Genomic DNA, 24,925 nt, shown 5'->3' on the forward strand with positions numbered 1-24,925 from the left:
CTGAATAGATTAAGTAAGTTGCTCTAGCTCAGTGATGTTGTCGAGCGCTTCTTGGTTGGTTTTGCCACACACAACCGGACACGGTTTAAAATCGTGACAAACGTTAGGGCGCTCAGGCTTACCAAACAGCTTACACAAATTATCATCGTTGAGTTGCACGCAACGAACACCTGCTGGTTTGCCCTTGGGCATTCCAGGTATCGGTGAAGAGATACTTGGCGCAATACAGCAAGCTCCGCATCCTAATCGACAATCCATAATGTAAACCTCTTAAAAATTGAGGAGGCAATTATGGTCATTTTGACGTGGATTGGAAGAGCAGGAAAAAGAAAAAATAAAAGGGAGTGTTCAATGCCACGCTCCCTTTTAACTTTTTTGTTTTTAAATCATCGTGATTATCTTAAGAAACGGTTATATACAAACAGCAGAATAAATGCGCCTAGCGTTGCGGTGATTATGCTACCGATATTTACGCCAGTTGCCCCGCCGAAACCCAGAATACCGCCAAGAAAGCCGCCGACAAACGCCCCAGCAATACCGAGTAGCATTGTCGCAATCCAGCCACCCCCATCTTTTCCTGGCATGAGCCATTTTGCGAGTGCACCGGCGATTAAGCCCAAAATAATCCAAGAAATAATACCCATGAAAACTCCTTAATGCCTTCTTGATCAATTGAGTAATGGAAACTCGTTTAAGGATAGAACAGTAAAGCGAAAGTAGTTGAATATCTCTACTGTTATGTGTGAATGATTCGAGATCTTCTCAAAACTTGAACTTTTGCGTCGAGAGGGGTATAAATCGCCCCCTAAATTCCCTTGGTGAGACCTGAAGTATGAGCACTCCATTTTGGCAAAGTAAATCGTTAGAGCAGATGACAGAAGAGGAATGGGAATCTCTCTGTGATGGTTGTGGTAAATGTTGCCTGCATAAGCTAATGGACGAAGATACCGACGAAATCTATTACACCAATGTGGCCTGTAGCTGGCTAAATAGCAAAACGTGTTCTTGTAAGGATTACCCAAATCGTTTTACTTCGGGTGAAGAGTGCACCAAGCTGACGCGCGAAGACATCGACGATTTTACTTGGCTGCCGCATACGTGCGCTTATCGCCTGTTGGCTGAAAAGCAGCCTTTACCAGAATGGCATCCGTTGATTACGGGCTCGAAATCTGCGATGCACGCGGCGGGCGAAAGTGTCCGCAATAAAGTGGTATACGAGATTGATGTGGTGGATTGGGAAGACCACATTCTGAATCACCCCAGTCGCCCGTAGTTAAATGTACACAAGCCTTTCATCTAATAATGAAAGGCTTGTTTGTTATTGGGTTTCTCAACTTTGACGCCTAACTAACGAAATGCTGCTCAGTTTATTATTTAGTGTTGTAAACTTAGGTATATAATTTCAAGGCTTTACACTTCTATTTTTGGTCGTTTTGATCAGAACTGTTCCCTAAGAGGTAAACATGACGTTTCATTTCCCCCAGAAAATACGCCTGACATCTTGGGTGGCATTATTCACGCTCATCCTCGGTATGATGGCCCCTATGGTCATCAATGCGAAAGATATTCAGGATACGCCAGAGCCCTCTGCTGCCGAAACTTCTATTGATAACTTGAATCGAGAAATTGTGGATTTATCCCAAGGTCTCTCGCAAGCGAGTGGTGATGAGCGCGACGCGCTTCAACTGCAGCTGTTCCAAAAAAATGAAGAGTTAAGAAGTCAGTTAGCATCAGCGATTGAACGTGAAACTATCCCTCGCGACAAATTGATCTCCTTGGTTAAAAAGCAGGAAAAATACTCTGAGGACGCCACAAACTATCTGTCGGAAAAAATAAAGAAAGTCGTTGAAGATTTAAATAAAGCCAAGGATGAAGAGAAACTTGCTCTTGTTAATGATTACCGAGAGTTACAGCATTACCTCGATGTCAGCTTCGATTCAAGTTGGCAAAACCTTGCTTGGCTGAAAGAGTTAGGGGCTCAAAATGAGCGCGCAGAAGCGGAACTAAAGGATAAAGTTGATAAACGCATGCGTTTGCTGTCTGCCTCAATTGAGTACTTGAGTCAGCAAAGTGAGATCATCGGCTCTCAACTTTCGTCAAGCCCTGAATCGGAAAAAGCGTCACTGCAGTTAAGTCAGCTTATTACTAAGCAAAGACTGAATATTGCGACAGAAAGCCTACGCAATTTAATTTCGATTGGCGATAAAGTCGGTTTAGAAACGTCCGAATACAAACGCCAAATTTTCGAAGTGACAGGGAATATCACCCACGACTTGCTGAATACCAAAGTAGTGTGGTCAATACTGAGCCATTGGTCCAACTCTGCACTAGACTGGTTTGCCGAAAATGCGCCGCAGCACATTTTCCAGTTGTTTGTATTTGCGTTGATTTTATTGATAGCTCGTGGGCTCGCGAAGTTAACGCGCAAAGTGGTCAGCAAGGCGGTTTCATCGAAAAACTTAAAGCTCTCACACTTGATGCAGGATTTCTTTATCTCAATGTCCGGCAAGTTCGTGTGGGTGATTGGTATCATGGTGGGCCTATCTCAGCTTGGATTGAACCTAGCACCGATCCTAACTGGTTTTGGTATTGCTGGTGTGATTATCGGCTTCGCCTTGCAAGACACCTTGTCCAACTTCGCGGCGGGTATGATGTTGCTTATTTACCGCCCATTTGATGTTGGTGACTTTGTGTATGCTGGTGGCGTGGATGGTAAGGTAAGCCATATGAGCTTGGTGAACACCACAATCCGTACGTTTGATAACCAAATTATTATTGTACCTAACAGTAAAATTTGGGGAGATGTCATTAAGAACGTCACACACGAGCGCATTCGCCGTGTGGATATGGTGTTTGGCATTGGCTATGCGGATGACTTGCTGAAAGCCGAGTCAGTGCTGTCTGATATCATTACTTCTCACCCTGCAGTACTTCGTACACCAGAGCCGATGATCAAAGTGCATACGTTAAACACATCATCTGTAGACTTTATTGTTCGTCCTTGGGTAAAAACTGATGATTATTGGGACGTGTATTGGGATGTGACAAAAGAAGTGAAACTGCGCTTTGACCGAGAAGGCATTTCGATTCCTTTCCCACAACAAGATGTGCATTTGCACATGGTAGAGAAGCAAGACGCGTAATCACAGCCACAACAGTACGAAAAGGCACTCTAGTAAAGAGTGCCTTTTTATTTGCATTAAGCGGTGTTTTTACAGTTCTTTAAAGAACGCCAATTTCGGTTCGCATTCTAACAAGTTGTCGATTTGGCTAATCAAAAGAGAAAAGTGTTCTGTTTTACCATGAAGATCGAACGCTTGTTGGTCTTTAAATTGCTCTTGAAAAACGAAGTGGCACGCATTGTCTTTATCTTGGAATAACTGATAACGAACACAACCTTCCTCATTGCGAGTGGGTTCAAGTGCTCGGGTGAGCACTGCTTTCAGTTCTTGTTCTTTTCCCGGTTGTGCCTGAAAGGTAGCAGTCAAGTGAATCATGATGTTTACTCTTTTTGTTATAGGTAACGCCCTTGGCGTTGTAAGAACTCAATTTTGTAACCATCAGGATCAGTCACAAAAAAGAACGTTGCCAAATGCTTTTGTTGGTGATCAAAAGCTTTGATGTCACCCGCTTCAATACCGAGAGATTTAATGCGTTTGTGAGTTTGTTCGATGTCCTCTACGCTGACAGCAAGGTGACCGTAGCCTGAGCCGTGAGTGTAAGGCTCAGTTTGATCGTGATTGTGTGTTAGCTCTAATTCAAAGCCAGTTTCTTCGTTAGCTAGATAGGTCAGAGAAAAACCATCAAAGATGTATTGGTCTTTGATTTCTAGCTCAAGTACGTCGCGGTAAAATTGTAGAGAACGGTCCAGATCGCTGACTCGGATCATGGTGTGAATCATTTTTGTCATGGGTACTCCTTGATAGTCCGCATAGGTTAGCGAGTTCAAAAGGAGTCTGGGTAGTACTCTAGTACGACAAATTAGAACATGCTCAATGGCTTACAACTCTGTTGCATAGCCTATGAGGGTTATTGGTAGGTTGGTTAGCAGTTGGTTGTTATTAAGTGTTTAGTTGTGTCAGTGCTTGACGAATCGTCTCTTTAGGCTGGAGAGCGTAAGTGAGACAGGCGCAGCGGAGTAGGGAGGCAAAGTTGTTTACTTCACCATTGTATTCGAGCGCTTCTTGATAGACCGTACTAATAAACTTAGGAACAGTCATGTTTTGAGTGTTAGCAATTTCCTCAAGAATCGTCCAAAAGCTCGCTTCAAGTTTTACACTTGTGGCGTGACCATCAATACGGATAGAGCGGGTGATGAACTGATAGTTGTCTTGGGGCTGCTTAGCAAATATTTCGCACATTTTCTTCATTCATATAATCAAAGACCTATAATTATTGAGGTTTATTGTTTAAAACGTCAACTATTTTCATGCATAAAAAAACGCTCCCTTACGAGAGCGTTTGAACTTCACAAGTCGTGAAGTAAGTGCAAGCCGATTATTTGATTTGTTGCTTTAAGTACTCACCTAACTGAGAGTGGTGCATGATTTTTGATACCGGAAGGATAGTTTCTGCCGGTCCCCAAGCAAATACGTTGACTGGGGTATGCGTATGAGTACCCGTTCCCCATACTGTGTTTTGCTTTGTTGCATGCTCACGCGCTAGCAAGTTGCCACGGTCGTTGTAAGGAAAGAACGCATCAAAGTCATTGATTGTAGGAACGTTCTCTTCGCTTAAGTATTTGTGTCCAGCGAGTCGGTATGGATTTGGTTTACTTGCTAATACGCGTTCTGCTTGCTCTGGTGTAATCGAAAAATCGCTATTTGCGTTCACGATTTCCGCAAACTTCTCTGGTGTTTGAGCTTTCTTATCAAGCGCTTGGAATTCGCTGATCATGCCGTAGTAACTTTTCTTTTGGTTGTATAAACCATCAAGGATCTCGAACTGACCAAAGTTGAAGTTTGGCGCGTAATCTTGATTTTTGAATGCTTCGCCGTCGCGTTTTTGCGGTTTAGGCAAGTTTGCTGATGAGTAACTAAAGCCGAAAGAACCGGTCTCGTGGTCAGCGGTAACAATGATCAGTGTGTCATCACGGCCTTTTGCCCACTCATAAACCGAGTCTACCGCTTCGTCGAATTTGATCATTTCATGCAGCATCGTACCCGCATCGTTACTGTGGCCAGCCCAGTCAATTTGACCGCCTTCAACCATTAAGAAAAAGCCGTCTTTGTCTTTTGAAAGGATGTCGATCGCTTTGGTGGTCATTTCTTTCAGTGATGGCTGCGTACGTTTTGGATCGTTTTTGCTTTGACTGTAGGCAATACCATCGTTCATGCCCGAGTAAGCAAAAAGTCCAAGTAATTTGTCACCTTTAGCTTGTGTGAGCATATCGCGGCTGAAAGCCAGGTTGTAACCTTGGTCTTGCGCCTCAGTAAGCAAGTTGCGCTCATCTTTACGTTTCGACTTTAGGTAGACATTACCTTCAGTGAGCTTTTCAAGTTGCTCGTATGTCTCTCCCTTGTCGTTTGTCGACTTTGGAATCCAATGACGAAGTCCGCCAGACATCATCACGTCTACGCCAGTTTCTAGCATGTCCGCCGCAATACTGTTTTCTAGAGAACGGTGTGGTTGATGAGCGGCAAATGCGGCTGGCGTTGCATGAGTCATACGTGTATCAGAGACGAGCCCCGTAGCCTTACCTTTGCTTTTGGCTTTTTCCAAAATGGTTTCAACGTGGTTGCCTTGGCTATTAATGCCAATGACTTCAGAAGCGGTAGGTATTCCTGTTGCTAGCATCGTAGCGGAGCACGCAGAGTCGACGACAATCGCGTCTTCTGGATTGGTCAGTGATGATCCAATCACACCTTCTTGAGCGAGTTTATACAAAGCGGTAGTTTCGCCTTTGTAAATCGAGTTAGGTGCGTGTTTGGCGTAAGTCTCTAGTAGACCAACTTGTTGAGGCCCCATGCCATCGCCGATCATCAAAATAACGTTTTTGATTTCGGCCGAGAGTGCATTAAAAGAGAGGGTTGATGCTGCCACTGCGGTAACGATTGGAGATACTAAGCGCTTCATTATATTTTCCTTGTTTATTGAAAGCGCTGGCATTAAAACAATGATTTATGACGATTTTGTGTCGGTAATAAAAGTTTAACTAAATTGTCTTCTTTGCTTAGGCTTGTAGAAAAAGTGAATCAACCTCTAACGTTTGTGAATTTAGAAAGAAGAAAGCCCACAAACGTGAGCTTGGATTACGCTTAGGAGTTGAAAGCATGGACTAAAGTTATCCATTCAGTGCCTTCACAAGAAACCTAGTTTAGGGAGCAATAAACGAGTATGCGTTCTAAGGTCATAAGAGCGGTCGAATTGAGGAGTATATAACCTACGTTTACGACATATCGTTCTTTGACGTATCAAATTATGGGCTGCAGTTAGTGATTTATTCAAATAGGATTTATTGTCGTAACGATTATTAGACCAACGCTAATATGATGCCACCGACAGTGAGGGCCGCAGAAAGATATTGACCCGCAGAGTATGAGCCGTCTTCTTCTTCCTCGATTTTGTCAGGGTGATCCATGCCAAGTGCACCATGTGTGAAGGACTCCACTTTTTCACCAACAGATTTATCTTCTGCTTCTACTCTCTTACTGTCGTGTTCGATTTGCTGCAGAGCGGCGAGGAGCGCTTTGCCTTCGGTAGACAGTGTCACCTTATTGTGTTCGACTTTTAGCGGCGAAGTGCTGCCTTCCTCTTGTGCAATACTTGTTTGCTTAGAGGTGACAGATTGTTTGGCATAGTTATTAACAGAAGTGCTTCCTACTGGATTCATCGAATACTCCTTGGAACATCGACACTCGGTCACTGAGTGCGGGTAAAAAGCAGTTATATTACTATCGGCGGCAAAGTCTATTTCTGAAGCTATTTGGATAAAAACAGATCTGCTTTTGCCGCTTCTGGTTTCTATTCGTGATCATTAGCAAAAAATAGACCAGCAGGAAGCAGACCGTTGTCACTCTATGAACTCGGAGCAGTGTGATGATGCAACGCAACGACAAGGTAGTAACTTAAATTGGAGATCAGCTACTTACATTGAAGGTCGCTATTGCGCTTAATGAGGTGTTGATATGCCGCCATGCGGTGAGCATCTTGTACATACCGTACTGGTGTTGCAAGAACCTCTAACTGATAGTCAGTATTATCAGCAAGCACATTATCTGTTGGGCTAATTACAACCACTTTTAAGCTCGGGTTGCGGCTTAAGATTGATGCTGCCGTACCCAACCCTTGCTCGGTGTGAAACTTGCCTGCAACATGGACAACCTGAGCGCCTGGGTTGTCGTCTAGGTAGCTAACGATAGATTCCGCCATAGTTTCATCCCAAGTAACTTGAGCTGCAAACTGTTTTTCCGTCTGCTCTGGCTTACCGTGATGCATGGATGCCATGAACTTTTCTTTGTACGGACTACTACCAGTGTTGATGGCTTGTGCAATGAACATCCGCTGATCATCATCGAGCTTGTTAATGTAATCTAGCCCTTGTCGACCAATGCATCGGACAATGCTCTTTGGTGCATTTGCTGCAATGATCGGGAGATTTTTCTGCTTAGCAAACTCCACGAGAGGGCGATAGTCGCTTTCATAATTGGGCCAAGCGTTGGCTTGTTTCATTAAGTACTGTTCGCCGATCTCCCCACGTAGGTAAGCGTCAACAACAGGTTGTTTGTCGCGGGTAAATTGTTCCATAGATAACGCGAGTGAGCGGTCGTAGGACGTAAGTTGTTTGAGCATATCGGTTTGAAAGCGATGAACGCCGGCGTGTGTGTGCCATTCACCAATAAGAATGACATCTGCTTGTTGCAGCTCAATTGGCAGTTTGCTTAGAGCGATGTGCTCGCCAGAAGGGGTGTATAGTTGGTAGTCGTAAAAACTAGTGACTTCCGCTGAGGTTGCGTGAGAGTCGGTGTGCGTATATGAAGAGCAACCAGTAAGTAAGCCTGCAAAGAGCAAGCTCAAAGTAGAAAAGCGCATTGAAAAGCCTCCAAAAATGTCCGGATGATATTAATGGAGGCTGAGCAATGAATCAATATAAATGATAACTATTTGCGTTTGTTGTTTTTTTGACTTATTAATTGAGTGTTTTTTTGCGATATACACGCAACATAAAATCAGCCTCACATTGGAAAAGTGTAGCGGATTTCAACTCTTCACGAAGAGCATCGGTTGCTTTCCATGCGAATGGCGTCATTTGCAATAAATCGATTGCGGCTCCGTTTTTCAAGTCCATAACATAGTTAAGATGCTGCTGGTGCTCTAATTCAAACCCTTCAATATGTTCTGGTTCTTCATTGTGAAGACGAACTTCTTGATAAATGCGCTCACGCAGTTGGTATAAGTGGCGGCTAGCAGGAGTAACCGTGACAACAACGCCGTCGTTTTTTACAACGCGCTGCAGCTCCTCAGCTTTACACGGGGCATAAATGCGCAAAATGGCATCTAAGGATTCATTTGCGAAGGGAAGTCGGTGACTAGAAGCCACACTAAAGTTGCAGTGCGTGTAACGCTTCGCCGCGTAACGAATGGCAACTTTGGAAATGTCTAAGCCATAAATCGTGGCATGGTTCGCTTGTGTTTCTATCGTCTTTTGTACTTGATCTGTGTAGTAACCTTCACCACAACCAATATCTAATAATTGATGGGTGCTCCCCTCAGTGTATGTTGCACACAGCTGCGCCACTTCTTGGCGCATTGGGTTGTAGTAATCTCCTTCGAGGAATCGACGACGAGCTTGCATCATCTCTTTGTTGTCACCAGGATCTTTAGAACGTTTGTGGTGCGCTGGCATCAAGTTTACGTAGCCTTCTTTTGCTAAGTCAAACTGATGATTGTTTTCGCACTTAAACGTTTTTTCATTTAACGCTAGAGCTTGGTGGCATAGAGGGCATTGATAGTTCATGACGATCTCGAACAGAAAGTAGGGCGGCAAATTCTATCAAAAAGCATGGTCTCAAGTGAAACAAAAAGAGCCGACTGGGTCGGCTCTTATTAAGTATTAGTGGAAGAAGTCGACTTGCTCTTTCAAGTTTCGTGCTTGTTGTTGAAGTTCAATGGCACTTTGCGAGGTTTTTGCGCTCGTGTTGCGGCTTTCTCGGTTAAGTTCACTGATAGAATGGGCATTTGCTGCAATTTCTTGTGAAACTTGAGCTTGTTCTTCTGAAGTCGCTGCAATGGCGTCGGCTTGAGAGGCTATCGACTGCACTTGTACTGCGATGGCTTCTAATGCTGTGCCCGCGTCTTGTGCTTTGTCCAAGACCTGGTTTGCACTGCGTTGGCTGTCTGTCATCATATTAACTGCATTATGAGTCGACCCTTTTAGTTTCTCGATAATTTCCACGACATCTTGAACTGAGCTTTGGGTTCGGTGCGCAAGTGTGCGCACTTCATCTGCTACAACAGCGAAGCCACGGCCTTGCTCACCTGCTCGTGCTGCTTCAATGGCGGCATTCAAGGCAAGTAAATTGGTTTGCTCAGCAATTTCATCAATCATTTTAGTGACGGTTTGAATACTCTCGCTATCGCGATTTACTTGTTCGATAGCCGTTGCTGATTGATCCAATTGATCGTTAAGTTGAGCAACGTCGATACATACGCCTTCAACAATCGCGAGACCAGATTGACTATCAGTATTTGCTGAGCGTACGTTTTCCGCAATGCTTTCGACTTGTTGTGCGACAGATTGAGCGGAAGAGGCCATTTCTTCAATCGCTGTCACAACTTGCTCGACTTCTTGTTGTTGTCGGTCGGCTTGGGTCAAATTGCTATGTGCATCGTTGGCAACGCTGGTGGAGTTGCTCTCCACTAAGTCGCTTGTTGAACGGATCTTACCAACGAGTTCATTGAGCTGACTTGCCATACTGGCGACACCCGAGCTCAGGTTCGTAATTTCATTCTTTGATGCTTTACGAGACGCTGGAATGTTCAAGCTGACTTCGCCGCCCGCTAAGCGAGTCATGTATGAGTTTAGAGTCGTTAGAGGTTGTAAGCTGCGATTCAAGAAAAGTGTCAGTACAACAAAAGTAATGATTGCCGCTACCGAAGAAATGATGGCAATGAGTGTGAGAAGCGTGTCGCTACCTTTTGTAACTTCTTTGATAAACGTACCGCCTAGCAGTTTCCAATTCCAACCTGGAACCTCTGTGTAGACAAGATACTTTTCGCCTACGTTACCTTGGTACTCGAAAGGGTAGCGAATTAATCCACTAGATTGTTCGAAAATCTGACCAAAAGGCTTGTGACCATTGTAGTCGGCGACTTCTAGTATTGACGAATCTGAGCCGCTTTTTGCTGGATGAAGTAGGTATTTACCAAGATTGTTGTCGTCGTTATCAACGATAATGGTGTAACCAGTGTCGCCCCATTTTATCTCTTCGAGTGCATCGAACAAGGTTTGTGTCGCTTGGTCTACTGGTAAGCCAATAAACGATAGGCCTGCTACCTTTCCTGTCGCATCTTTGATTGGGGCATAGTAGGTAATGTAGCGCTCGCCATACAATTTAATTTGAGCGTAATACGGTTGTCCTGCTTTAAGTTGCTGATAACCAGGATGGTTGATACCTAGCGTGGTTCCGACCGCTCGTTGACCTTGTGGATCTTTTAGGGAGGTGGACACCCGAATAAAGTCGTCACCCAATGGTGCGAATAGCGTTGCTATAGCGCCGGTATCACGTGTGAAACTGTCGACCAACTTGGTGTCATTAATTAAGCTTTCACTGTATTGAGTGATGTTTGGTACTTCATGTCCCATGAAGTCAACCGTGTAATTTTCGACATAGACACCGGCAAGGTAGCCATTGCGAAAAGTAGATTCGAGGACTTTAGCGGTGTGCAGGTAAGCATCGAATTGGCCAGCAATGGTTTTTGCCATTGATTCTACTTTAGATTGGTGTTCTTTCAGTGTGCTTTCCAATAGAACATCGGAAGCGTTGCGGTAAACAAGCGCTGCAATACTGCTGAAAGCAATGAATAGACACAAAGTGATCACCAGTTTCAACTGGAATCCGACACTTTGATTTCGGTATCTCTCTAACATAGACTAATTCCTGATATTTTTATTATTTATGAGTTTTGTATCGGTATGCTATCGGTTTATATGATCAATTTTTTTGATATTTATTAATGAAACCGTCAAAAGTGACCAGTAACCAATAAGTTAGTAAAGATAGGACCATCTAAGCAGAGCTTTTATTACAAAAAAAAGGCCGGGTATCCCCGGCCTTTATATGGTGATTCTTACTGCGCTGAAATGACAGTGACAAGTTCATGTGTCTCACCTGGTTGGAGCGTTTGACCTTGCTCAATACTTGGTGCATGAACAGCAGACTCCACACACAACATGGTTTGATAACCATCGTCAGCCATGTCACCCATGCTTTGCGCACCTTCTGCCCAAGGGTTCCATAATACTGCAGAGTTGTGGCCTTGGTTGTGTACGTTTAGCGTACGATCCAATACCGGGTCTTTTACCAAAATTTTCGCTTCTGGTTGCGTGTAAACGCGATCAATGGTGTCAGTTAGTTGTAGAACATTACCACCTTGGCATACCGCATCAGCTTTCAAGCTATCAATGTACTCGGCACCCATGCCTGTCGTTTGTGCTTGCTTAATGTCTCCAACGTTTAGGTAAGTATGTAATGCGCCAGAGAGGGTCCAAGCCTCGTCATCGATGTTCATGACTTTGAGCGTCACTTTTAGCTCATCGCCCACTTCAATCACCAAACGAGCGTCAAACATATGGGGCCAAATATCGTGGATTTCTTCTGTCGGGAACAGAGCAAGTTCAACAATCACACCGTTATGGTTCTCACGATGTTCAACCAACTCCCATTCTGCGGTGCGGGCAAAGCCGTGAGCTGGAGCAGCAATACGCCCAAACCAAGGCCAACAAATCGGAATACCACCGCGAAGAGCAGCTTTACCATCGAAGACAGCTTTTTCGCTCATCCAGATCAGATCTTCTTGACCTTCAGGCGTGAACGACACGACATGACCACCGTGTAGCGAGATGCCTGCCGTTGCTTTGTCATGAATCACGCGGACGATTTTTATCTGATCAACTTCAACGATAGTGACGTTATCAGATAGCACCGTTAGGGCTGGGAGAGTTTTTAAATCCATGTATAGTTTCCTATCGCTGGGGAGAGCTTTTAGACGCGCTTCTCACATTAAATGCAACATCGAGCCTGCATTCTCTCAAATTCCAGATACAAAAAAGGCGACCCTAGAGCCGCCTTTTCTTTAACGAAGTTATTCGCTAATTGCTAACTTTCTAATTACTTAGAGATGTGAGCGATTAGGTCTAGAACTTTGTTTGAGTAACCGATTTCGTTGTCGTACCAAGATACAACTTTAACGAATTTGTCAGTTAGCGCGATACCAGCTTTAGCATCGAATACTGAAGTGCAAACTTCGCCGATGAAGTCTTGAGATACAACTGCATCTTCAGTGTAGCCTAGAACGCCTTTTAGTTCGCCTTCAGAAGCTTCTTTCATCGCTTTACAGATGTCTTCGTAAGAAGCACCGTTAACTAGGTTAACAGTTAGGTCAACTACAGAAACGTTAGCAGTTGGTACGCGGAAAGCCATACCAGTTAGTTTGCCGTTTACTTCTGGAAGTACAACGCCTACAGCTTTAGCAGCACCAGTTGAAGATGGGATGATGTTTTGAGAAGCACCACGACCACCGCGCCAGTCTTTAGCAGAAGGACCATCTACAGTTTTTTGAGTTGCTGTAGTTGCGTGAACTGTAGTCATAAGACCAGATTCGATACCGAACTTGTCGTTAAGAACTTTAGCGATAGGTGCTAGACAGTTAGTAGTACAAGAAGCGTTAGAAACGATGTCTTGACCAGCGTAAGTGTCGAAGTTTACGCCGTTAACGAACATTGGAGTAGCGTCTTTAGAAGGACCAGTTAGTACAACTTTTTTCGCGCCAGCAGTGATGTGCTTACGTGCAGTCTCATCAGTTAGGAAAAGACCAGTTGCTTCAGCTACAACGTCAACACCGATTTCGTCCCATTTTAGGTCTTCAGGGTTGCGCTCTGCAGTAACACGTACAGTTTTACCGTTAACGATTAGGTTACCGCCTTCAACTTCAACAGTACCGTTGAAACGGCCGTGAGTTGAGTCATACTTAAGCATGTATGCCATGTAATCTACATCGATAAGGTCGTTAATACCTACTACTTCGATGTCGTTGCGCTCTTGCGCTGCACGGAATACGAAACGACCGATACGGCCAAAACCGTTAATACCTACTTTGATAGTCATTATAGTTGCTCCACAACTTAATTTCTGATTAAAGATAACTGGTAGTAAAATTACAGAATCCAGTAAACATCTGCAAGTGATAATCGGACTTAACTTGTTTAAAGTCAAAAAAAAGCGACGCTTTTTTTAACAATTCTTTGCAAATGTACGTTTTTTAAACTTTTAACTGATTCTTCTGTAGCCCAGTTGGCGTAATATAACTGGTGAGATAAGTGCTCTTATCAAATTAATTACGCATGGTGTCCTGGTGAGAAAGTATGTGCTACAACTGTTAAGAGAAGCAAGTTTTTTGCTAAAAAAGTCAATACCAAGAACAGTAAATAAGGAGCCGAAAGTCGTGGAACAAAGCGGGAAAAAAGTGACGAAGTCAGATGAACAGTGGCGTGAGCAACTGTCTGATGAAGAGTTCCGTGTTTGCCGAGAGCAAGGTACAGAGCCTCCTTTCAGCGGTAAGCTACTGCATAATAAGGAAACTGGTGTTTATGCTTGTACTTGTTGTAATGCCCCTCTCTTTGTCTCTGATAACAAGTATGACTCTGGCTGCGGATGGCCAAGTTTTGATGCGCCTATCAACGATCAAGCGGTGCGCTATTTAGAAGATCTAAGTCACGGAATGGTACGTACAGAGATTCGTTGTGCAACGTGTGATAGCCATCTAGGGCACGTTTTTGAAGATGGTCCACAGACCACAGGAGAGCGTTTTTGTGTTAATTCTGTGTCGTTAATTTTCAACAAATCAGAATAATAACGACAAAATTGTGCTCGAGATTGTTTTATCCTTTCAGGATGATTCATGCTCAACAGTGATCTGAGTGTCGCTCGACTTAAATAAAAACTCCCGCTCATTGCGGGAGTTTTTCGTTTATATCTCACTGGGTATCATTGCTGGGGAATAGATACCTTTCTCTATGGCTTTCGCCACCGATTCGGCTAATTCATCCAACTGCTTATATCGCTCTGGATGACTGAAATTGAACATACGTTGGAGCTGCTTTTCATCAGCAAGCGGTACGTCGAATCTCTTCGCGACCATTGCCCATAGATACGCTTGCTCTTTGTCTCCAAGCCCCTGATGAATACTTGCCATTGACTTGAGAATGACCGGATTGATGTTGTCTTCATCAGATAAAGACAACGCGTTATTAAGAAGCTCCAGGGTTTTCTTGGTATCTCGGTTGGTATAAAAAGTGGCTAATGCATATTGCATCTCAGCATTATTTAATTGGGGAGACCCTTCCATTTGTAAAAATGCGCGCCGAGCTTGAGTATCTCCCGTTTGAGACCATAAGAAATACAAAGTAGCCGGGTCTTCTGAGCCTTTTAACTCGTTTACAATGCGCTCTAGCTCATCAATACTGTGTACCAATGCATTAAAGCGTTGTCTTTTGAGAGCACTTTGATCAATAGGGGTGATCTGGGAGGCGAGTTCTAAGCATTTCCTATATTCAGCGACCAGACCGTATTCGATGATTTGGTTTGCTTCCGATGGGTTTTTCAATTGCTCAAACCGATGCCAAACCAAATTTGTTCTTGGAATTCGACATTGGCCGTCATCCATATTGAGCTGCTCGCAACGCAGTTCTGGTGTTTTTTGGCACAACTCTTCGGTTGTCACGTTACCTTCAAAACAGCCCGATAGCACAAAACATGCGAGGCTGAGAAGTAACCAGTTTGTTCTTTTCATGGCTTTGCTTGTGATCCGTTACACCAATTCATTTTCGTATTCTTGACTCAGTTTCTTAACCCGTTATGTTCTGTAAATAGAATGTAATAAGAAGGTACACTATGGACGCAGAACAACTATTACAAGCGATGACTCCAGAAGTTTATGATCGCTTAGTGTATGCAGTAGAAACGGGAAGATGGCCTGAGGGTACAACACTTTCTAAAGAGCAGCGAGATTCGTGTATGCAAGCTGTGATGTTGTATCAATCAAAACATAATACTGATGCGCAGCATATGACGGTTGCAGTCGGTGGTGAAATCAGTTTTAAATCAAAACAAGAGCTTAAAAAACAATTCAGCGGAGAAGAGAGCGATATTGTTCGTGTCAATCCGAACATTGATTAATCCTTTCGCCTTATTTCTCAAAATTTTATTATTTTGATTTTGAAAGAAAAAAGCCCAAATTGTATTGGGCTTTTTAGATCGTAGAAAGCTTGAACTTACTTACAGGCTCATTTCACCACGCAGTACTTGTTGCATTCTCTCTTTTACTTCTTCGTATGAAAGGTTTTGGCTTAGAAGGTAGTGTAGTTTTGCCAGCGCCGCTTCGGGCGTCATGTCAAAGCCACTGATAACACCAGAGTCTGCGAGCGCACAACCTGTGGCATATCCGCCCATATTCACTTTACCTGCCAAACACTGAGTCAGGTTGACAACAATAACGCCGCGCTCAGAGGCTTCTTTCAGGTGACCAAGCAGCTCAGGGTTCTGAGGAGCATTGCCGACACCAAAAGTCAGAAGAATCATCGCATTCACGGGCTGACGAAGCGTGTTGCGGATAACTTCGTGTGAAATACCAGGGTACATGGTGATCACGCCGATTGGTTGTGGCGTGATGTTGTGAACCTTAAACTCACCTTCTGGTTGTGCACCAACGGTTATGCTGTTGCTAACTTGAATATTGATCCCAGCTTCCAATAGTGGAGGAAGGTTTGGTGAAGTAAAGGCATTAAAACCGTCTGCATGAGATTTTGTGCTGCGGTTACCACGCATCAATTGATTATTGAAGAACAAAGTTACTTCGTTGATCGGGTAGTTTGCCGCAATATGTAGCGCGTTTAATAGGTTTGCTTGGCCGTCAGAACGCAGCTCTGCGAGAGGGATTTGTGAACCCGTTACAATCACTGGCTTACCAAGGTTTTCAAGCATGAAAGACAATGCGGACGCTGTGTACGCCATGGTGTCAGTACCATGTAGGATAACGAAACCATCGTATTTGTCATAGTTGTCACGAATATCATTCGCAATCTGCTGCCAGTCAGCAGGTGTCATATCTGATGAGTCAATCAGAGGGTCGTATTCGTGGATGGTGTAATCCGGCATTTCAGGACGATGGAATTCTGGCATGCTTGCTAATTGCTTTTCCATAAAGCCAGCAACAGGCACATAGCCGTGGTCGGATTTTTGCATTCCGATGGTACCACCGGTGTAAGCGATGTAGATGTGTTTTCTAGTCATCGTTTTTTCTTTCGTGTAGGGGAACAGAGGCGGGGATTATATACCTAAATAACCTTGAGATGCGAGGCTATACGCACAGCATCAGAAAGTCATCTGAGGAGATGCAAAGCCTAATAAAAAGGGCACTTCAAGTAGAAGTGCCCTTTGTAATATTGATGGAAAAACTACTGCACTTGGCAGTTTAAACAAAATGCGTATTGACCTTTAGGATCGTTGAAGCTTTGGAGCAAGCTTGCGTCTTGTTCGAATTGTTGAGCTACGGGTTGAAGACTTTTTGGTAGCAAGCTTGTTGCATCAATACCTAGAGAGACTTTCACCTGTTTCATAAACTCTTGTAGAAATAGTTCAGTAGGTGAAAGAGGCTCTTCTACCCAGTAAATGCCGTAATCGGTTACGTTCGCTAGTTTCGCCGCTAGCTCTACAGCATCATCAAAGTCACCCATTTGATCGACAAGACCAAAGGATAGTGCATCTTGGCCAGTCCAAACTCGACCTTGAGCAACTTTGTCAACTTCCTCTAGAGACATATCGCGATTCTCGCCAACTAGAGAAATAAAGCGCTTGTAACCGTGTTCGATACCTAATTGGAACACTTGAGACGCGCCCTCAGAAAGGCCAGTGGTAATACCGTCACCTGAGAGCGGCGATGTGCCAACGCCATCAGTGTTAATACCTAACTTGCTAAAGCCTTTTTCAAACGTGGTGATGACACTAAATATACCAATGGAGCCCGTCAGGGTTGTTGGCTGAGCAACGATTTTGTCTGCGCTCATTGAAATCCAATAACCACCAGAAGCAGCCAAACTCGACATGGATACAACAACCGGCTTACCTGCTTGCTTCAGAGCTTCTACTTCGTTACGAATCACTTCAGAAGCAAAGGCACTGCCTCCTGGACTATCTACTCGTAACACGACCGCTTTCACTTTTTCATCATTGCGTGCTTGACGCAGCAAGCTTGCGACCGTGTCACCACCAACAGTTCCGCGAGGTTGTTGACCGTCCATAATCGCGCCACTGGCTAGAACAACGGCGATGTCGTGTTGAGGTAGTGTGTAATCAGGACGAATCGTTGCAAGGTAGTCGTAGTAACCAATCGCGTTGTAGCTGTCTTTGCCGTCACTACCAAACTGTTTTGCAAATAGAGTGCGAATGTCTTGGCGTGTCGCAAGTTCATCCACTAGCCCCAGTTTGACTGCGAGCTGAGCAATATCGCCATTTACAGACTTCATCTCGTTAATCAGCTCATCCATGGTTGGATTAAGCACTTTCGCATCAATGTTTCGGTTTGTTGTTACGTCATCAACAAAAGCACTCCACAATTGAGTAACCCAGCGTGTTGCTGACTCTTTCGCCGCATCGGACATGTCATCACGAATAAACGGTTCGATAGCGGATTTATAAGTACCTACGCGAAAAACATGAGTGGAAACGTCAAGCTTTTCAAGTAACGTTTTGTAGTACATTGAGTAAGCGCTGTAACCTTTAATCAATACACCACCATCAGGTGCCAGATAAACTTTGTCAGCGTAACTTGCCAAGTAATATTGGCTTTGGTTGTAGAAATCACCTACGGCGTAAACGGGTTTGCCTGACGCTTTAAATTCGTTCAACGCTTTCGCGATGTAACGTAGTTTCGTGAGATTTGTTTCTGGCATGTCTCGCAGTGCTAGCACTAATCCAGATACTTTAGGATCGTCTTTCGCGTAGCGAATAGTATCAACGATATCGAAAAGGACGTTTTCTTTCGGTAACTCATTACCCAAAAGGGAACCAGCAAAAGAGTCCATTGGGTTTACATAACGTCTTTGTTCGACAATTGGGCCTGAAAGGTTCATCACCAATGCCGATTCTTTTTCGACGACAGGTTGACCGTCTCCGGTATAAGTAAAGGCAAAGTAGAAAACGGCAATCATCAGCAAGAAAATTAGGTTTGCCAGTGCGAGTCTGATGAAAGTGATACTTTTCCATATCCCTTTAAATATCAAACCAATAAATTTGAAGAGTTTTTTCATCTTGTCTCCATAACGAGATAGTTACGCCGAGTCTAACAAAGTATGGGTTCTTATCTCTAAGATCTCAAAAGATAACATTTTTTTAGCTTATCACGACCACTCAACAATTGGCATATTTTCACACGAGATTGATCGGTGTTACAAAAATGTAAACGCTTGTTTGATTTTTTGGTTGAGCAGGCTTAATCTGGTCAGACCATGATAATAACAATGGATGTTAAGTGATGTCTGCCATGTACCCAAACCTATTAAAGCCACTGGATCTCGGTTTCACACAATTACGAAACCGAGTTCTGATGGGATCAATGCACACGGGCTTAGAAGAGCACAAAGAAGGATTACAGAAGCTCGCTGCTTTTTATGAAGAACGCGCGAAAGGCGGTGTCGGACTGATTGTAACCGGAGGTTTTTCTCCTAACTTACGCGGTCGTTTACACCCGTTGAGTGCTGAATTCAGCAAGCCAAAACATGCTAAAGCCCATAAAGTTGTGACAGAAGCGGTGCACAAGCACGGTGGTAAAATTGCGTTGCAAATTCTCCATGCTGGGCGTTATGCAATGCATCCATTCTCGCAAAGTGCATCTGGCATTAAAGCGCCAATTGCAAAGTTTGCTCCGAGTGAAATGAGCGACCGCCAGATAAAGAAAACCATCGACGCGTTTGCTAATAGTGCGGAGTTAGCACAGCTTGCTGGTTATGATGGCGTCGAGTTAATGGGCTCGGAAGGTTACTTGATAAACCAATTCTTATGTAAACGTACTAATATGCGTTACGACGAATGGGGTGGCAGCTATAAAAAACGTATGCGTTTTCCGCTAGAAATTGTTAAAGCGGTACGCAAGGCGGTAGGTGACAAGTTCATCATCATCTTCCGTCTTTCTATGCTGGATCTTGTCGAGCAGGGCAGCACTTTTGAAGACGTTATCGAATTGGCGAAAGCACTTGAAGAGGCTGGCGTCACGATTATTAATACGGGTATCGGTTGGCATGAGGCTCGAATTCCGACAATTGCGACTCAAGTACCACGCGGTGCGTTTACATGGGTTACGGAAAAAGTTAAACCTCACGTTTCGGTTCCTATTATCACTTGCAACCGTATAAATACGCCAGATGAAGCAGAACGTATTTTATCTTCAGGTCATGCCGACATGGTTTCGATGGCGCGCCCATTCTTGGCCGATCCTTACTTTGTTGCTAAAGCCGAACAGGAAAAAGCGCAGCTTATTAATACGTGTATTGGTTGTAATCAGGCGTGTCTAGATAACGTGTTTAAAGGTAAGCGCGCCAGTTGCTTAGTGAACCCTCTAGCGTGCTATGAAACCGAAATTGTTGTTGAACCAGCCTTTAAAAAGAAAAACATTGCAGTTGTTGGTGCTGGACCTGCGGGCTTGGCTTGTGCGACCACACTGGCTGAACGTGGCCATAGGGTTGATTTGTTCGAAAAGAACGACCGCATCGGTGGTCAGTTCCGTCTTGCGATGCAGATCCCTGGTAAGGAAGAGTTTCGAGAGACGATACGATATTTCGCTAACCGTATTGATGAAACAGGCGTGAATCTGCACTTATCGACGGAAGCGAACTATGACTTACTCACAGAATACGATGAGATAGTGATGGCATCGGGTGTTGAGCCACGTAAAGTCAATATTGATGGAATTGATAACCCAGAGAAAGTCGTCGACTATCAAACTCTCATTCGAGACAAAACGCCAGTCGGTGAGAAAGTGGCTATCGTTGGTGCTGGTGGCATTGGCGTAGATGTCGCGACCATGCTCACAGAGCCAGTTGGACAAACGTTGGATGACTGGTTGCATGAATGGGGAATCGACAAGGAGATGTCTCAGCCGGGTGGTTTATATCCTTACCCTGATGCAGTCAGCGATAAAGAAGTCTGGGTACTTCAGCGTCGTAAAGGTCGTGTAGGTAAAGGTCCGGGTAAAACGACAGGTTGGATCCATAAACGTACCCTTGAAAAACGGGGCGTACATTTAGTCGGTGGCGTGTCTTACGATAAAATTGATGATCAAGGTTTGCACATTCATGTAGACGGAAGCGCGCAGGTACTTAATGCAGACAAAGTGATCATTTGTGCTGGACAAGAGTCTGTACGTCCGTTTGAAGATAAATGGTCTGAACTTGGAGAGAAGATTCATATCATTGGCGGAGCTGACCATGCGGGTGAACTTGATGCTGTGCGTGCGATTCGTCAAGGTGTTAAATTGGCGGTAAAACTCTAGCCTTTTAATGTGTATTTACCATAAAAGCTGCGCTTTGAGCGCAGCTTTTTTGTATAGAACTAGTCACTGATATCTGGCAGTTGTTTGGCCATTACCACGCCAGCAAAAGTAATAAAAGAGAACACTAACACCACAGCTGAAAGGCTCAAGAAGTTCGACATAACACCAAGAGAGCTCATTAGAAGCAGCATTATCCCAACCACTGTGTTACTCACGGCTACATAGCTCGTCCGTTTGTCACCTTCTGCGATATCAACTAAATAGGTTTTTCGTCCGACTCGTATTCCGTCGTGGGCAATACAAACACAAAAGTAAAGCAGAGGAATCACGAATAGGCCGCTTTGGCTAGCGGTGACCCATGTATCGTAAACAAATAACACAACACCAAGTAGCGCGCTCATCATTGCGCCTATGACCATCACACTGCGGCTAGAGCGATCGGACATTCTTCCCCAGAAAGGACCTGACACAAAGGAGGCCAAGCCACTCGCAAACATAAAGAGAGCTAGCACCCAGAGCTGTCCCCCCAGAGATTGCTGTGCCAGCACAACGTAGTACGGAGCACTCAGCGCAGAACATAAAAATAGTGTCCGCGTGATAACGAATCGACGAAAGGTCACGTCTGTCTTAAGTAACGCGAGTTGTTTAAATGCTTCGAGGACGCCATTTCGACCACCGTCTACCTCACCGGCATACTCATTAATTCGCGCATAGACGAATGCCGCGATGAGCCATATGACGCCCGCTAAGCCTAAACTCAGACCGTAAAAGCGCTCTGTCGGCTCTACGTCCCATAACCAGGCTAGTGCCAGAAGGCTAGCGAAAAGCAGCGTAACCAGGCCAGCAGCGCTTGAAGACCAGCCGTTGACTTGACCTCGTTGGTTTTTAGGGATGGTTTTGCCCAATACATCTTTTGATGCGACGGAATTTAAACCGCGTGAGAGGCTGAAGATCACAAGACATGCAATTACACCATAACCCGCAGCTGCTCCTGTTAGAGTTAATGCGACCAATCCGATTGCAAATATGGAAAGAGCCTGCAAGATGCTGCCAATTACCCAGACCCATTTTCTTACTGGAATGCGTCGGATGTAGTGCGCGATGCTAAGTTGTGGGATAAGGGATCCTGACTCACGAATAGGAACCAGCCAACCAATTAAGTAAACCGGAGCCCCGAGACTTTGTAGTATCCACGGCAACGTGACTTTAGGATTGATTAACGCATCGCCGACTTTCGTTAAAAACTGAGCGAGAATGATTTTAAGAAAGTTGCCGGGAACTTGATGACAAGCTGATTCAGGAATCGCCTTACAGGCACGGGCATCTTCGTCATTAACGATCTTTTCGTAAATGCTGTTTTGTTTGTCCTTGTTCATCAACCTGCCTATGTTCAACTTATTCATTTCGCGAATAAATTAACATTAAACCCAGATTGATGTTAAGTGAAGCACGTTATCAAGCCCACAGAAAACCGGTTGTTATTCGCAGGAGCAGATTGTGCTAAAGTGGCGTAAACAAAATAACAACGATATTCAATAAGGATTCTTTCATGGACGCTCTCGATCTTTTGCTCAATCGCCGATCTATCGCGAAGTTATCCGCGCCTGCACCAGAAGGTAAAGCACTTGAGAACATCATTCGTGCTGGCCTTCGTGCGCCTGACCATGCGGGATTAACCCCTTGGCGTTTCGTTATCGCACAGGGCGATGGTTTGAAAAAACTGTCAGATATATTGGTAAAAGCGGCAGAAGCTGAAAATAGTGATGAAGCGGTGGTCGAAAAGGTAAAGAATGCCCCATTTCGCGCACCAATGGTGATCACGGTGATTGCTAAAGTAACAGAACATGAGAAAGTACCAGCACTAGAGCAACACTTATCTGCGGGATGCGCTGTACAAGCGATGCAAATGGCAGCCGTAGCGCAAGGCTTTCAAGGGTTTTGGCGCTCAGGTAAGTGGATGTTCCATCCAGAAGTTCATCAAGCATTTGGTTTAGAAGGTGACGATGAGATTGTTGGTTTCTTGTACTTAGGCACGCCTGGTTGTACACCGATGAAAGTTCCTGAGCGTGACCTTTCTCAGTTTGTTGAATTTCTATAACTGAAAACTTAAATAAATTGACTGTTTATTTATACAGTTTTTCTTGATTTATTAGGGCTACATTCGATAATGTGGCCCTAATTATATTTATTTCCAAAACGTTATGTCTCGTCTGTTTATTGCTGAAAAACCAAGTTTAGGCCGTGCGATTGCCGCTGCACTGCCAAACCCTCAAAAGAAAGATCAAGGATTCATCCGCTGTGGGAACGGGGATATCGTTACTTGGTGTATCGGCCACTTACTCGAACAAGTCGAACCCGACGCTTACGATGAGCGTTATAAAAAGTGGAATATGGCAGATTTACCAATTGTTCCGCAGCAATGGCAGCTCAGACCGAGGAAAAGTGCAAGTAAGCAATTAACAGTGATTCGTAAATTGCTCAAAGAAGCTAACGAAGTCATTCATGCAGGAGACCCAGATCGAGAGGGTCAGCTGTTAGTTGATGAAGTTCTCGACTATTGCAAGTTATCTAAAACCAAGAAGGAATCTACACAGCGTTTGTTGATTTCCGACTTAAACTTACCTGCGGTTAAACGTGCTCTCAGTTCTATGCGCAGTAATCGCGAGTTTATCCCACTTTCAGTTTCAGCATTGGCCCGCTCTCGGGCTGATTGGCTGTATGGTATGAACATGTCTCGTGCTTATACCTTGCTTGGTCAAAAAGCAGGGTATCAAGGTGTTCTCTCGGTAGGGCGAGTGCAAACGCCAGTTCTTGGCTTAGTGGTGCGTCGCGATGAAGAAATCGAAAACTTTGTCCCGAAGGACTATTTTACCCTACATGCTCTGATCCCATATCAAGATGCCAATGGTACTTTTGATATTCGTGCTCGTTGGAAGCCAAGTGAGGCATGCAAGCCTTGGCAGGACGAAGAAGGTCGAGTATTAAACCGTAAGTTGGTGGAAAATGTTGCAAACCGTATTGCAAATCAACCCGCAAAAGTGACAGAGTCGGAACAAAAGCAAACCAAGCAATCAGCACCATTACCCTATTCGTTATCTGCTTTACAGATCGATGCCGCGAAGCGCTATGGTATGAGTGCGCAACAAGTACTAGATACTTGTCAGGCATTGTATGAAAAGCACAAGCTGATCACTTACCCGCGTTCAGATTGTCGCTATTTACCAATGGAACACTACTCACAAGCAGGGATGGTGACAACTGCTATTGCGAATAACGCAAAAGAGTTGCAAGTTGCCGTTCAGGGAGCAGACTTAACATTAAAGTCCAAAGCCTGGAACGATAAAAAAGTGGATGCGCACCATGCGATTATCCCTACACCGAAGCAAGCTAATGTGAATGCGCTTTCCGGCAATGAGATGAAAGTGTATCAATTGATTGCGCGCCAGTACCTCATGCAGTTCTATCCGGCGGCGGTTTACGCAGAAGCGAAATTGGTTTTCGATATCGCTGGTGGTACGTTTGTCGCGAAAGGTCGTCAGTTAGTTTCGCCGGGTTGGAAAGCGCTAATGGGCAAAACTGACAAGGAAGATGAAGGTATTGATGCCGTGCCACCGCTACCCGAAGGCACCGTGTTAACTTGTCGTGAAGGGGAAATAAAAGACCGAAAAACCGAGCCACCAAAGCATTTTACCGAGGCATCGCTGTTGCAAGCGATGACCGGGATCGCCCGTTATGTTGCGGATAAAGAACTGAAAAAAATCCTTCGTGACACTGATGGGCTAGGCACGGAAGCGACTCGCGCTGGTATTTTGGACACGCTGTTCAAACGCCAACTGCTTACGCGTCAAGGTAAGTCAATTCTCAGTTCTCCTGCGGGAAGAGGTCTCATTCATGCCTTGCCAGAAGATTCAACATACCCTGATATGACGGCTCATTGGGAGCACCAGTTACAAGGTATGGCAGAGAGAAATCAAGCATATCAGCCGTTCATGCAAGCACTGGAACAACGCATTGATAGCTTGATGGCACAAGTAAAAGCAGGGCCTATCCCTGATTCATTACGTCATCTACCCAAGGTGGAACGTCCTGCGTTTAAACGTAAAAAGCGCAGTTATTCAAAGAATGGTGGCGCGACTAAATCTCGTTCAACCAAAGGTAAGTAGGC

23 protein-coding genes are annotated in these 24,925 nt (G+C 44.5%); 7 read left to right on the forward strand and 16 right to left on the reverse strand.

The window, feature by feature from the left end:
- Window positions 1-9: 9 nt before the first annotated feature.
- Together J4N40_RS04865 and J4N40_RS04870 are read right to left on the reverse strand one after the other, a co-directional pair.
- The gene (locus J4N40_RS04865; protein WP_025574470.1) at window positions 10-258 is read right to left on the reverse strand and encodes a YkgJ family cysteine cluster protein; all 249 of its coding nucleotides are present in this window, start codon (window positions 256-258) and stop codon (window positions 10-12) included.
- A 137-nt stretch (window positions 259-395) separates the two neighbouring features.
- Window positions 396-644 carry a GlsB/YeaQ/YmgE family stress response membrane protein gene (locus tag J4N40_RS04870; RefSeq protein ID WP_005397239.1) on the reverse strand — a complete coding sequence of 83 codons (249 nt, stop codon included), beginning with the start codon at window positions 642-644 and terminating at the stop codon, window positions 396-398.
- Window positions 645-832: 188 nt separating this feature from the next.
- Here J4N40_RS04870 and J4N40_RS04875 point away from each other — a divergent pair, with 188 nt between their 5' ends.
- Both J4N40_RS04875 and J4N40_RS04880 read left to right on the forward strand, forming a co-directional pair.
- On the forward strand, window positions 833-1,273 hold the full coding sequence (locus tag J4N40_RS04875; RefSeq protein WP_074191653.1) for a YcgN family cysteine cluster protein: 441 nt from the start codon (window positions 833-835) through the stop codon (window positions 1,271-1,273).
- A gap of 271 nt (window positions 1,274-1,544) precedes the next feature.
- Window positions 1,545-3,143 carry a mechanosensitive ion channel family protein gene (locus J4N40_RS04880; RefSeq protein WP_005397241.1) on the forward strand — a complete coding sequence of 533 codons (1,599 nt, stop codon included), beginning with the start codon at window positions 1,545-1,547 and terminating at the stop codon, window positions 3,141-3,143.
- A gap of 69 nt (window positions 3,144-3,212) precedes the next feature.
- Here the strand turns inward: J4N40_RS04880 and J4N40_RS04885 are convergent, their stop codons facing one another.
- From J4N40_RS04885 to gap, 10 genes are all read right to left on the reverse strand, one after another.
- On the reverse strand, window positions 3,213-3,497 hold the full coding sequence (locus tag J4N40_RS04885; protein WP_250654390.1) for a putative quinol monooxygenase: 285 nt from the start codon (window positions 3,495-3,497) through the stop codon (window positions 3,213-3,215).
- Between the two features lie 17 nt (window positions 3,498-3,514).
- Window positions 3,515-3,910 (reverse strand): VOC family protein, encoded by a 396-nt coding sequence (locus J4N40_RS04890; protein WP_005397245.1) that lies wholly within the window; start codon window positions 3,908-3,910, stop codon window positions 3,515-3,517.
- Between the two features lie 151 nt (window positions 3,911-4,061).
- Window positions 4,062-4,361 (reverse strand): ribbon-helix-helix domain-containing protein, encoded by a 300-nt coding sequence (locus J4N40_RS04895; RefSeq protein ID WP_250654470.1) that lies wholly within the window; start codon window positions 4,359-4,361, stop codon window positions 4,062-4,064.
- Window positions 4,362-4,497: 136 nt separating this feature from the next.
- The gene (locus tag J4N40_RS04900) at window positions 4,498-6,075 is read right to left on the reverse strand and encodes an alkaline phosphatase (RefSeq protein ID WP_250654391.1); all 1,578 of its coding nucleotides are present in this window, start codon (window positions 6,073-6,075) and stop codon (window positions 4,498-4,500) included.
- Between the two features lie 397 nt (window positions 6,076-6,472).
- Window positions 6,473-6,832, reverse strand: a complete 360-nt coding sequence (locus J4N40_RS04905; protein ID WP_250654392.1) for a hypothetical protein — start codon at window positions 6,830-6,832, stop codon at window positions 6,473-6,475.
- Window positions 6,833-7,083: 251 nt separating this feature from the next.
- A complete protein-coding gene (locus J4N40_RS04910) occupies window positions 7,084-8,031 on the reverse strand; it encodes a ChaN family lipoprotein (protein ID WP_250654393.1) in 948 nt (315 codons plus the stop codon).
- 97 nt (window positions 8,032-8,128) lie between these two features.
- Complete coding sequence (gene rlmA / locus J4N40_RS04915) at window positions 8,129-8,956, reverse strand: 23S rRNA (guanine(745)-N(1))-methyltransferase (RefSeq protein ID WP_005380691.1); 828 nt, start codon at window positions 8,954-8,956, stop codon at window positions 8,129-8,131.
- Window positions 8,957-9,052: 96 nt separating this feature from the next.
- A complete protein-coding gene (locus tag J4N40_RS04920; RefSeq protein WP_086046942.1) occupies window positions 9,053-11,089 on the reverse strand; it encodes a methyl-accepting chemotaxis protein in 2,037 nt (678 codons plus the stop codon).
- A gap of 200 nt (window positions 11,090-11,289) precedes the next feature.
- Window positions 11,290-12,174 carry a D-hexose-6-phosphate mutarotase gene (locus J4N40_RS04925; protein WP_250654394.1) on the reverse strand — a complete coding sequence of 295 codons (885 nt, stop codon included), beginning with the start codon at window positions 12,172-12,174 and terminating at the stop codon, window positions 11,290-11,292.
- Between the two features lie 155 nt (window positions 12,175-12,329).
- The gene (gene gap / locus J4N40_RS04930) at window positions 12,330-13,325 is read right to left on the reverse strand and encodes a type I glyceraldehyde-3-phosphate dehydrogenase (protein ID WP_005380697.1); all 996 of its coding nucleotides are present in this window, start codon (window positions 13,323-13,325) and stop codon (window positions 12,330-12,332) included.
- 337 nt (window positions 13,326-13,662) lie between these two features.
- Between gap and msrB the strand changes: the two genes are divergently transcribed.
- Complete coding sequence (gene msrB, locus J4N40_RS04935; RefSeq protein WP_005380698.1) at window positions 13,663-14,070, forward strand: peptide-methionine (R)-S-oxide reductase MsrB; 408 nt, start codon at window positions 13,663-13,665, stop codon at window positions 14,068-14,070.
- 117 nt (window positions 14,071-14,187) lie between these two features.
- On the opposite strand, the gene J4N40_RS04940 is transcribed toward msrB, so the two are convergent.
- A complete protein-coding gene (locus J4N40_RS04940) occupies window positions 14,188-15,009 on the reverse strand; it encodes a DUF2989 domain-containing protein (protein ID WP_005384926.1) in 822 nt (273 codons plus the stop codon).
- Between the two features lie 101 nt (window positions 15,010-15,110).
- Here J4N40_RS04940 and J4N40_RS04945 point away from each other — a divergent pair, with 101 nt between their 5' ends.
- Window positions 15,111-15,395, forward strand: coding sequence for a YeaC family protein (locus tag J4N40_RS04945; RefSeq protein ID WP_005384924.1), 285 nt, complete (start codon window positions 15,111-15,113; stop codon window positions 15,393-15,395).
- 99 nt (window positions 15,396-15,494) lie between these two features.
- Here the strand turns inward: J4N40_RS04945 and ansA are convergent, their stop codons facing one another.
- Together ansA and sppA are read right to left on the reverse strand one after the other, a co-directional pair.
- Complete coding sequence (gene ansA / locus J4N40_RS04950; RefSeq protein ID WP_005384922.1) at window positions 15,495-16,508, reverse strand: asparaginase; 1,014 nt, start codon at window positions 16,506-16,508, stop codon at window positions 15,495-15,497.
- Between the two features lie 164 nt (window positions 16,509-16,672).
- The gene (gene sppA, locus J4N40_RS04955) at window positions 16,673-18,523 is read right to left on the reverse strand and encodes a signal peptide peptidase SppA (protein ID WP_005384920.1); all 1,851 of its coding nucleotides are present in this window, start codon (window positions 18,521-18,523) and stop codon (window positions 16,673-16,675) included.
- Window positions 18,524-18,747: 224 nt separating this feature from the next.
- Between sppA and J4N40_RS04960 the strand changes: the two genes are divergently transcribed.
- Window positions 18,748-20,760 carry an NADPH-dependent 2,4-dienoyl-CoA reductase gene (locus J4N40_RS04960; protein ID WP_250654395.1) on the forward strand — a complete coding sequence of 671 codons (2,013 nt, stop codon included), beginning with the start codon at window positions 18,748-18,750 and terminating at the stop codon, window positions 20,758-20,760.
- A gap of 59 nt (window positions 20,761-20,819) precedes the next feature.
- Here the strand turns inward: J4N40_RS04960 and J4N40_RS04965 are convergent, their stop codons facing one another.
- Complete coding sequence (locus tag J4N40_RS04965) at window positions 20,820-22,136, reverse strand: MFS transporter (RefSeq protein ID WP_005380709.1); 1,317 nt, start codon at window positions 22,134-22,136, stop codon at window positions 20,820-20,822.
- A gap of 173 nt (window positions 22,137-22,309) precedes the next feature.
- On the opposite strand from J4N40_RS04965, the gene J4N40_RS04970 reads away from it, so the two are divergent.
- Together J4N40_RS04970 and J4N40_RS04975 are read left to right on the forward strand one after the other, a co-directional pair.
- Window positions 22,310-22,858: an NAD(P)H nitroreductase gene (locus tag J4N40_RS04970; protein WP_005380711.1), complete on the forward strand. Its 549-nt coding sequence runs from the start codon at window positions 22,310-22,312 to the stop codon at window positions 22,856-22,858.
- Window positions 22,859-22,961: 103 nt separating this feature from the next.
- Window positions 22,962-24,923, forward strand: a complete 1,962-nt coding sequence (locus J4N40_RS04975; RefSeq protein WP_042522502.1) for a DNA topoisomerase III — start codon at window positions 22,962-22,964, stop codon at window positions 24,921-24,923.
- The last annotated feature ends 2 nt before the right edge of the window (window positions 24,924-24,925 follow it).

The sequence above is a fragment of the Vibrio sp. SCSIO 43097 genome (assembly GCF_023650755.1).
Lineage (GTDB): Bacteria > Pseudomonadota > Gammaproteobacteria > Enterobacterales > Vibrionaceae > Vibrio > Vibrio alginolyticus.

What these genes read in the sequence shown, in the direction of transcription:
- J4N40_RS04890 (WP_005397245.1), bottom strand. Translation starts at nt 3,910, where the DNA reads ATGACAAAAATGATTCACACCATGATCCGAGTCAGCGATCTGGACCGT.
- J4N40_RS04975 (WP_042522502.1), top strand. Translation starts at nt 22,962, where the DNA reads ATGTCTCGTCTGTTTATTGCTGAAAAACCAAGTTTAGGCCGTGCGATT.
- J4N40_RS04910 (WP_250654393.1), bottom strand. Translation starts at nt 8,031, where the DNA reads ATGCGCTTTTCTACTTTGAGCTTGCTCTTTGCAGGCTTACTTACTGGT.
- J4N40_RS04960 (WP_250654395.1), top strand. Translation starts at nt 18,748, where the DNA reads ATGTCTGCCATGTACCCAAACCTATTAAAGCCACTGGATCTCGGTTTC.
- J4N40_RS04920 (WP_086046942.1), bottom strand. Translation starts at nt 11,089, where the DNA reads ATGTTAGAGAGATACCGAAATCAAAGTGTCGGATTCCAGTTGAAACTG.
- J4N40_RS04970 (WP_005380711.1), top strand. Translation starts at nt 22,310, where the DNA reads ATGGACGCTCTCGATCTTTTGCTCAATCGCCGATCTATCGCGAAGTTA.
- J4N40_RS04925 (WP_250654394.1), bottom strand. Translation starts at nt 12,174, where the DNA reads ATGGATTTAAAAACTCTCCCAGCCCTAACGGTGCTATCTGATAACGTC.
- gap (WP_005380697.1), bottom strand. Translation starts at nt 13,325, where the DNA reads ATGACTATCAAAGTAGGTATTAACGGTTTTGGCCGTATCGGTCGTTTC.
- sppA (WP_005384920.1), bottom strand. Translation starts at nt 18,523, where the DNA reads ATGAAAAAACTCTTCAAATTTATTGGTTTGATATTTAAAGGGATATGG.
- J4N40_RS04870 (WP_005397239.1), bottom strand. Translation starts at nt 644, where the DNA reads ATGGGTATTATTTCTTGGATTATTTTGGGCTTAATCGCCGGTGCACTC.
- rlmA (WP_005380691.1), bottom strand. Translation starts at nt 8,956, where the DNA reads ATGAACTATCAATGCCCTCTATGCCACCAAGCTCTAGCGTTAAATGAA.
- J4N40_RS04880 (WP_005397241.1), top strand. Translation starts at nt 1,545, where the DNA reads ATGGTCATCAATGCGAAAGATATTCAGGATACGCCAGAGCCCTCTGCT.
- J4N40_RS04905 (WP_250654392.1), bottom strand. Translation starts at nt 6,832, where the DNA reads ATGAATCCAGTAGGAAGCACTTCTGTTAATAACTATGCCAAACAATCT.
- J4N40_RS04965 (WP_005380709.1), bottom strand. Translation starts at nt 22,136, where the DNA reads ATGAACAAGGACAAACAAAACAGCATTTACGAAAAGATCGTTAATGAC.
- J4N40_RS04940 (WP_005384926.1), bottom strand. Translation starts at nt 15,009, where the DNA reads ATGAAAAGAACAAACTGGTTACTTCTCAGCCTCGCATGTTTTGTGCTA.
- J4N40_RS04895 (WP_250654470.1), bottom strand. Translation starts at nt 4,361, where the DNA reads ATGTGCGAAATATTTGCTAAGCAGCCCCAAGACAACTATCAGTTCATC.
- J4N40_RS04875 (WP_074191653.1), top strand. Translation starts at nt 833, where the DNA reads ATGAGCACTCCATTTTGGCAAAGTAAATCGTTAGAGCAGATGACAGAA.
- ansA (WP_005384922.1), bottom strand. Translation starts at nt 16,508, where the DNA reads ATGACTAGAAAACACATCTACATCGCTTACACCGGTGGTACCATCGGA.
- J4N40_RS04945 (WP_005384924.1), top strand. Translation starts at nt 15,111, where the DNA reads ATGGACGCAGAACAACTATTACAAGCGATGACTCCAGAAGTTTATGAT.
- J4N40_RS04865 (WP_025574470.1), bottom strand. Translation starts at nt 258, where the DNA reads ATGGATTGTCGATTAGGATGCGGAGCTTGCTGTATTGCGCCAAGTATC.
- J4N40_RS04885 (WP_250654390.1), bottom strand. Translation starts at nt 3,497, where the DNA reads ATGATTCACTTGACTGCTACCTTTCAGGCACAACCGGGAAAAGAACAA.
- J4N40_RS04900 (WP_250654391.1), bottom strand. Translation starts at nt 6,075, where the DNA reads ATGAAGCGCTTAGTATCTCCAATCGTTACCGCAGTGGCAGCATCAACC.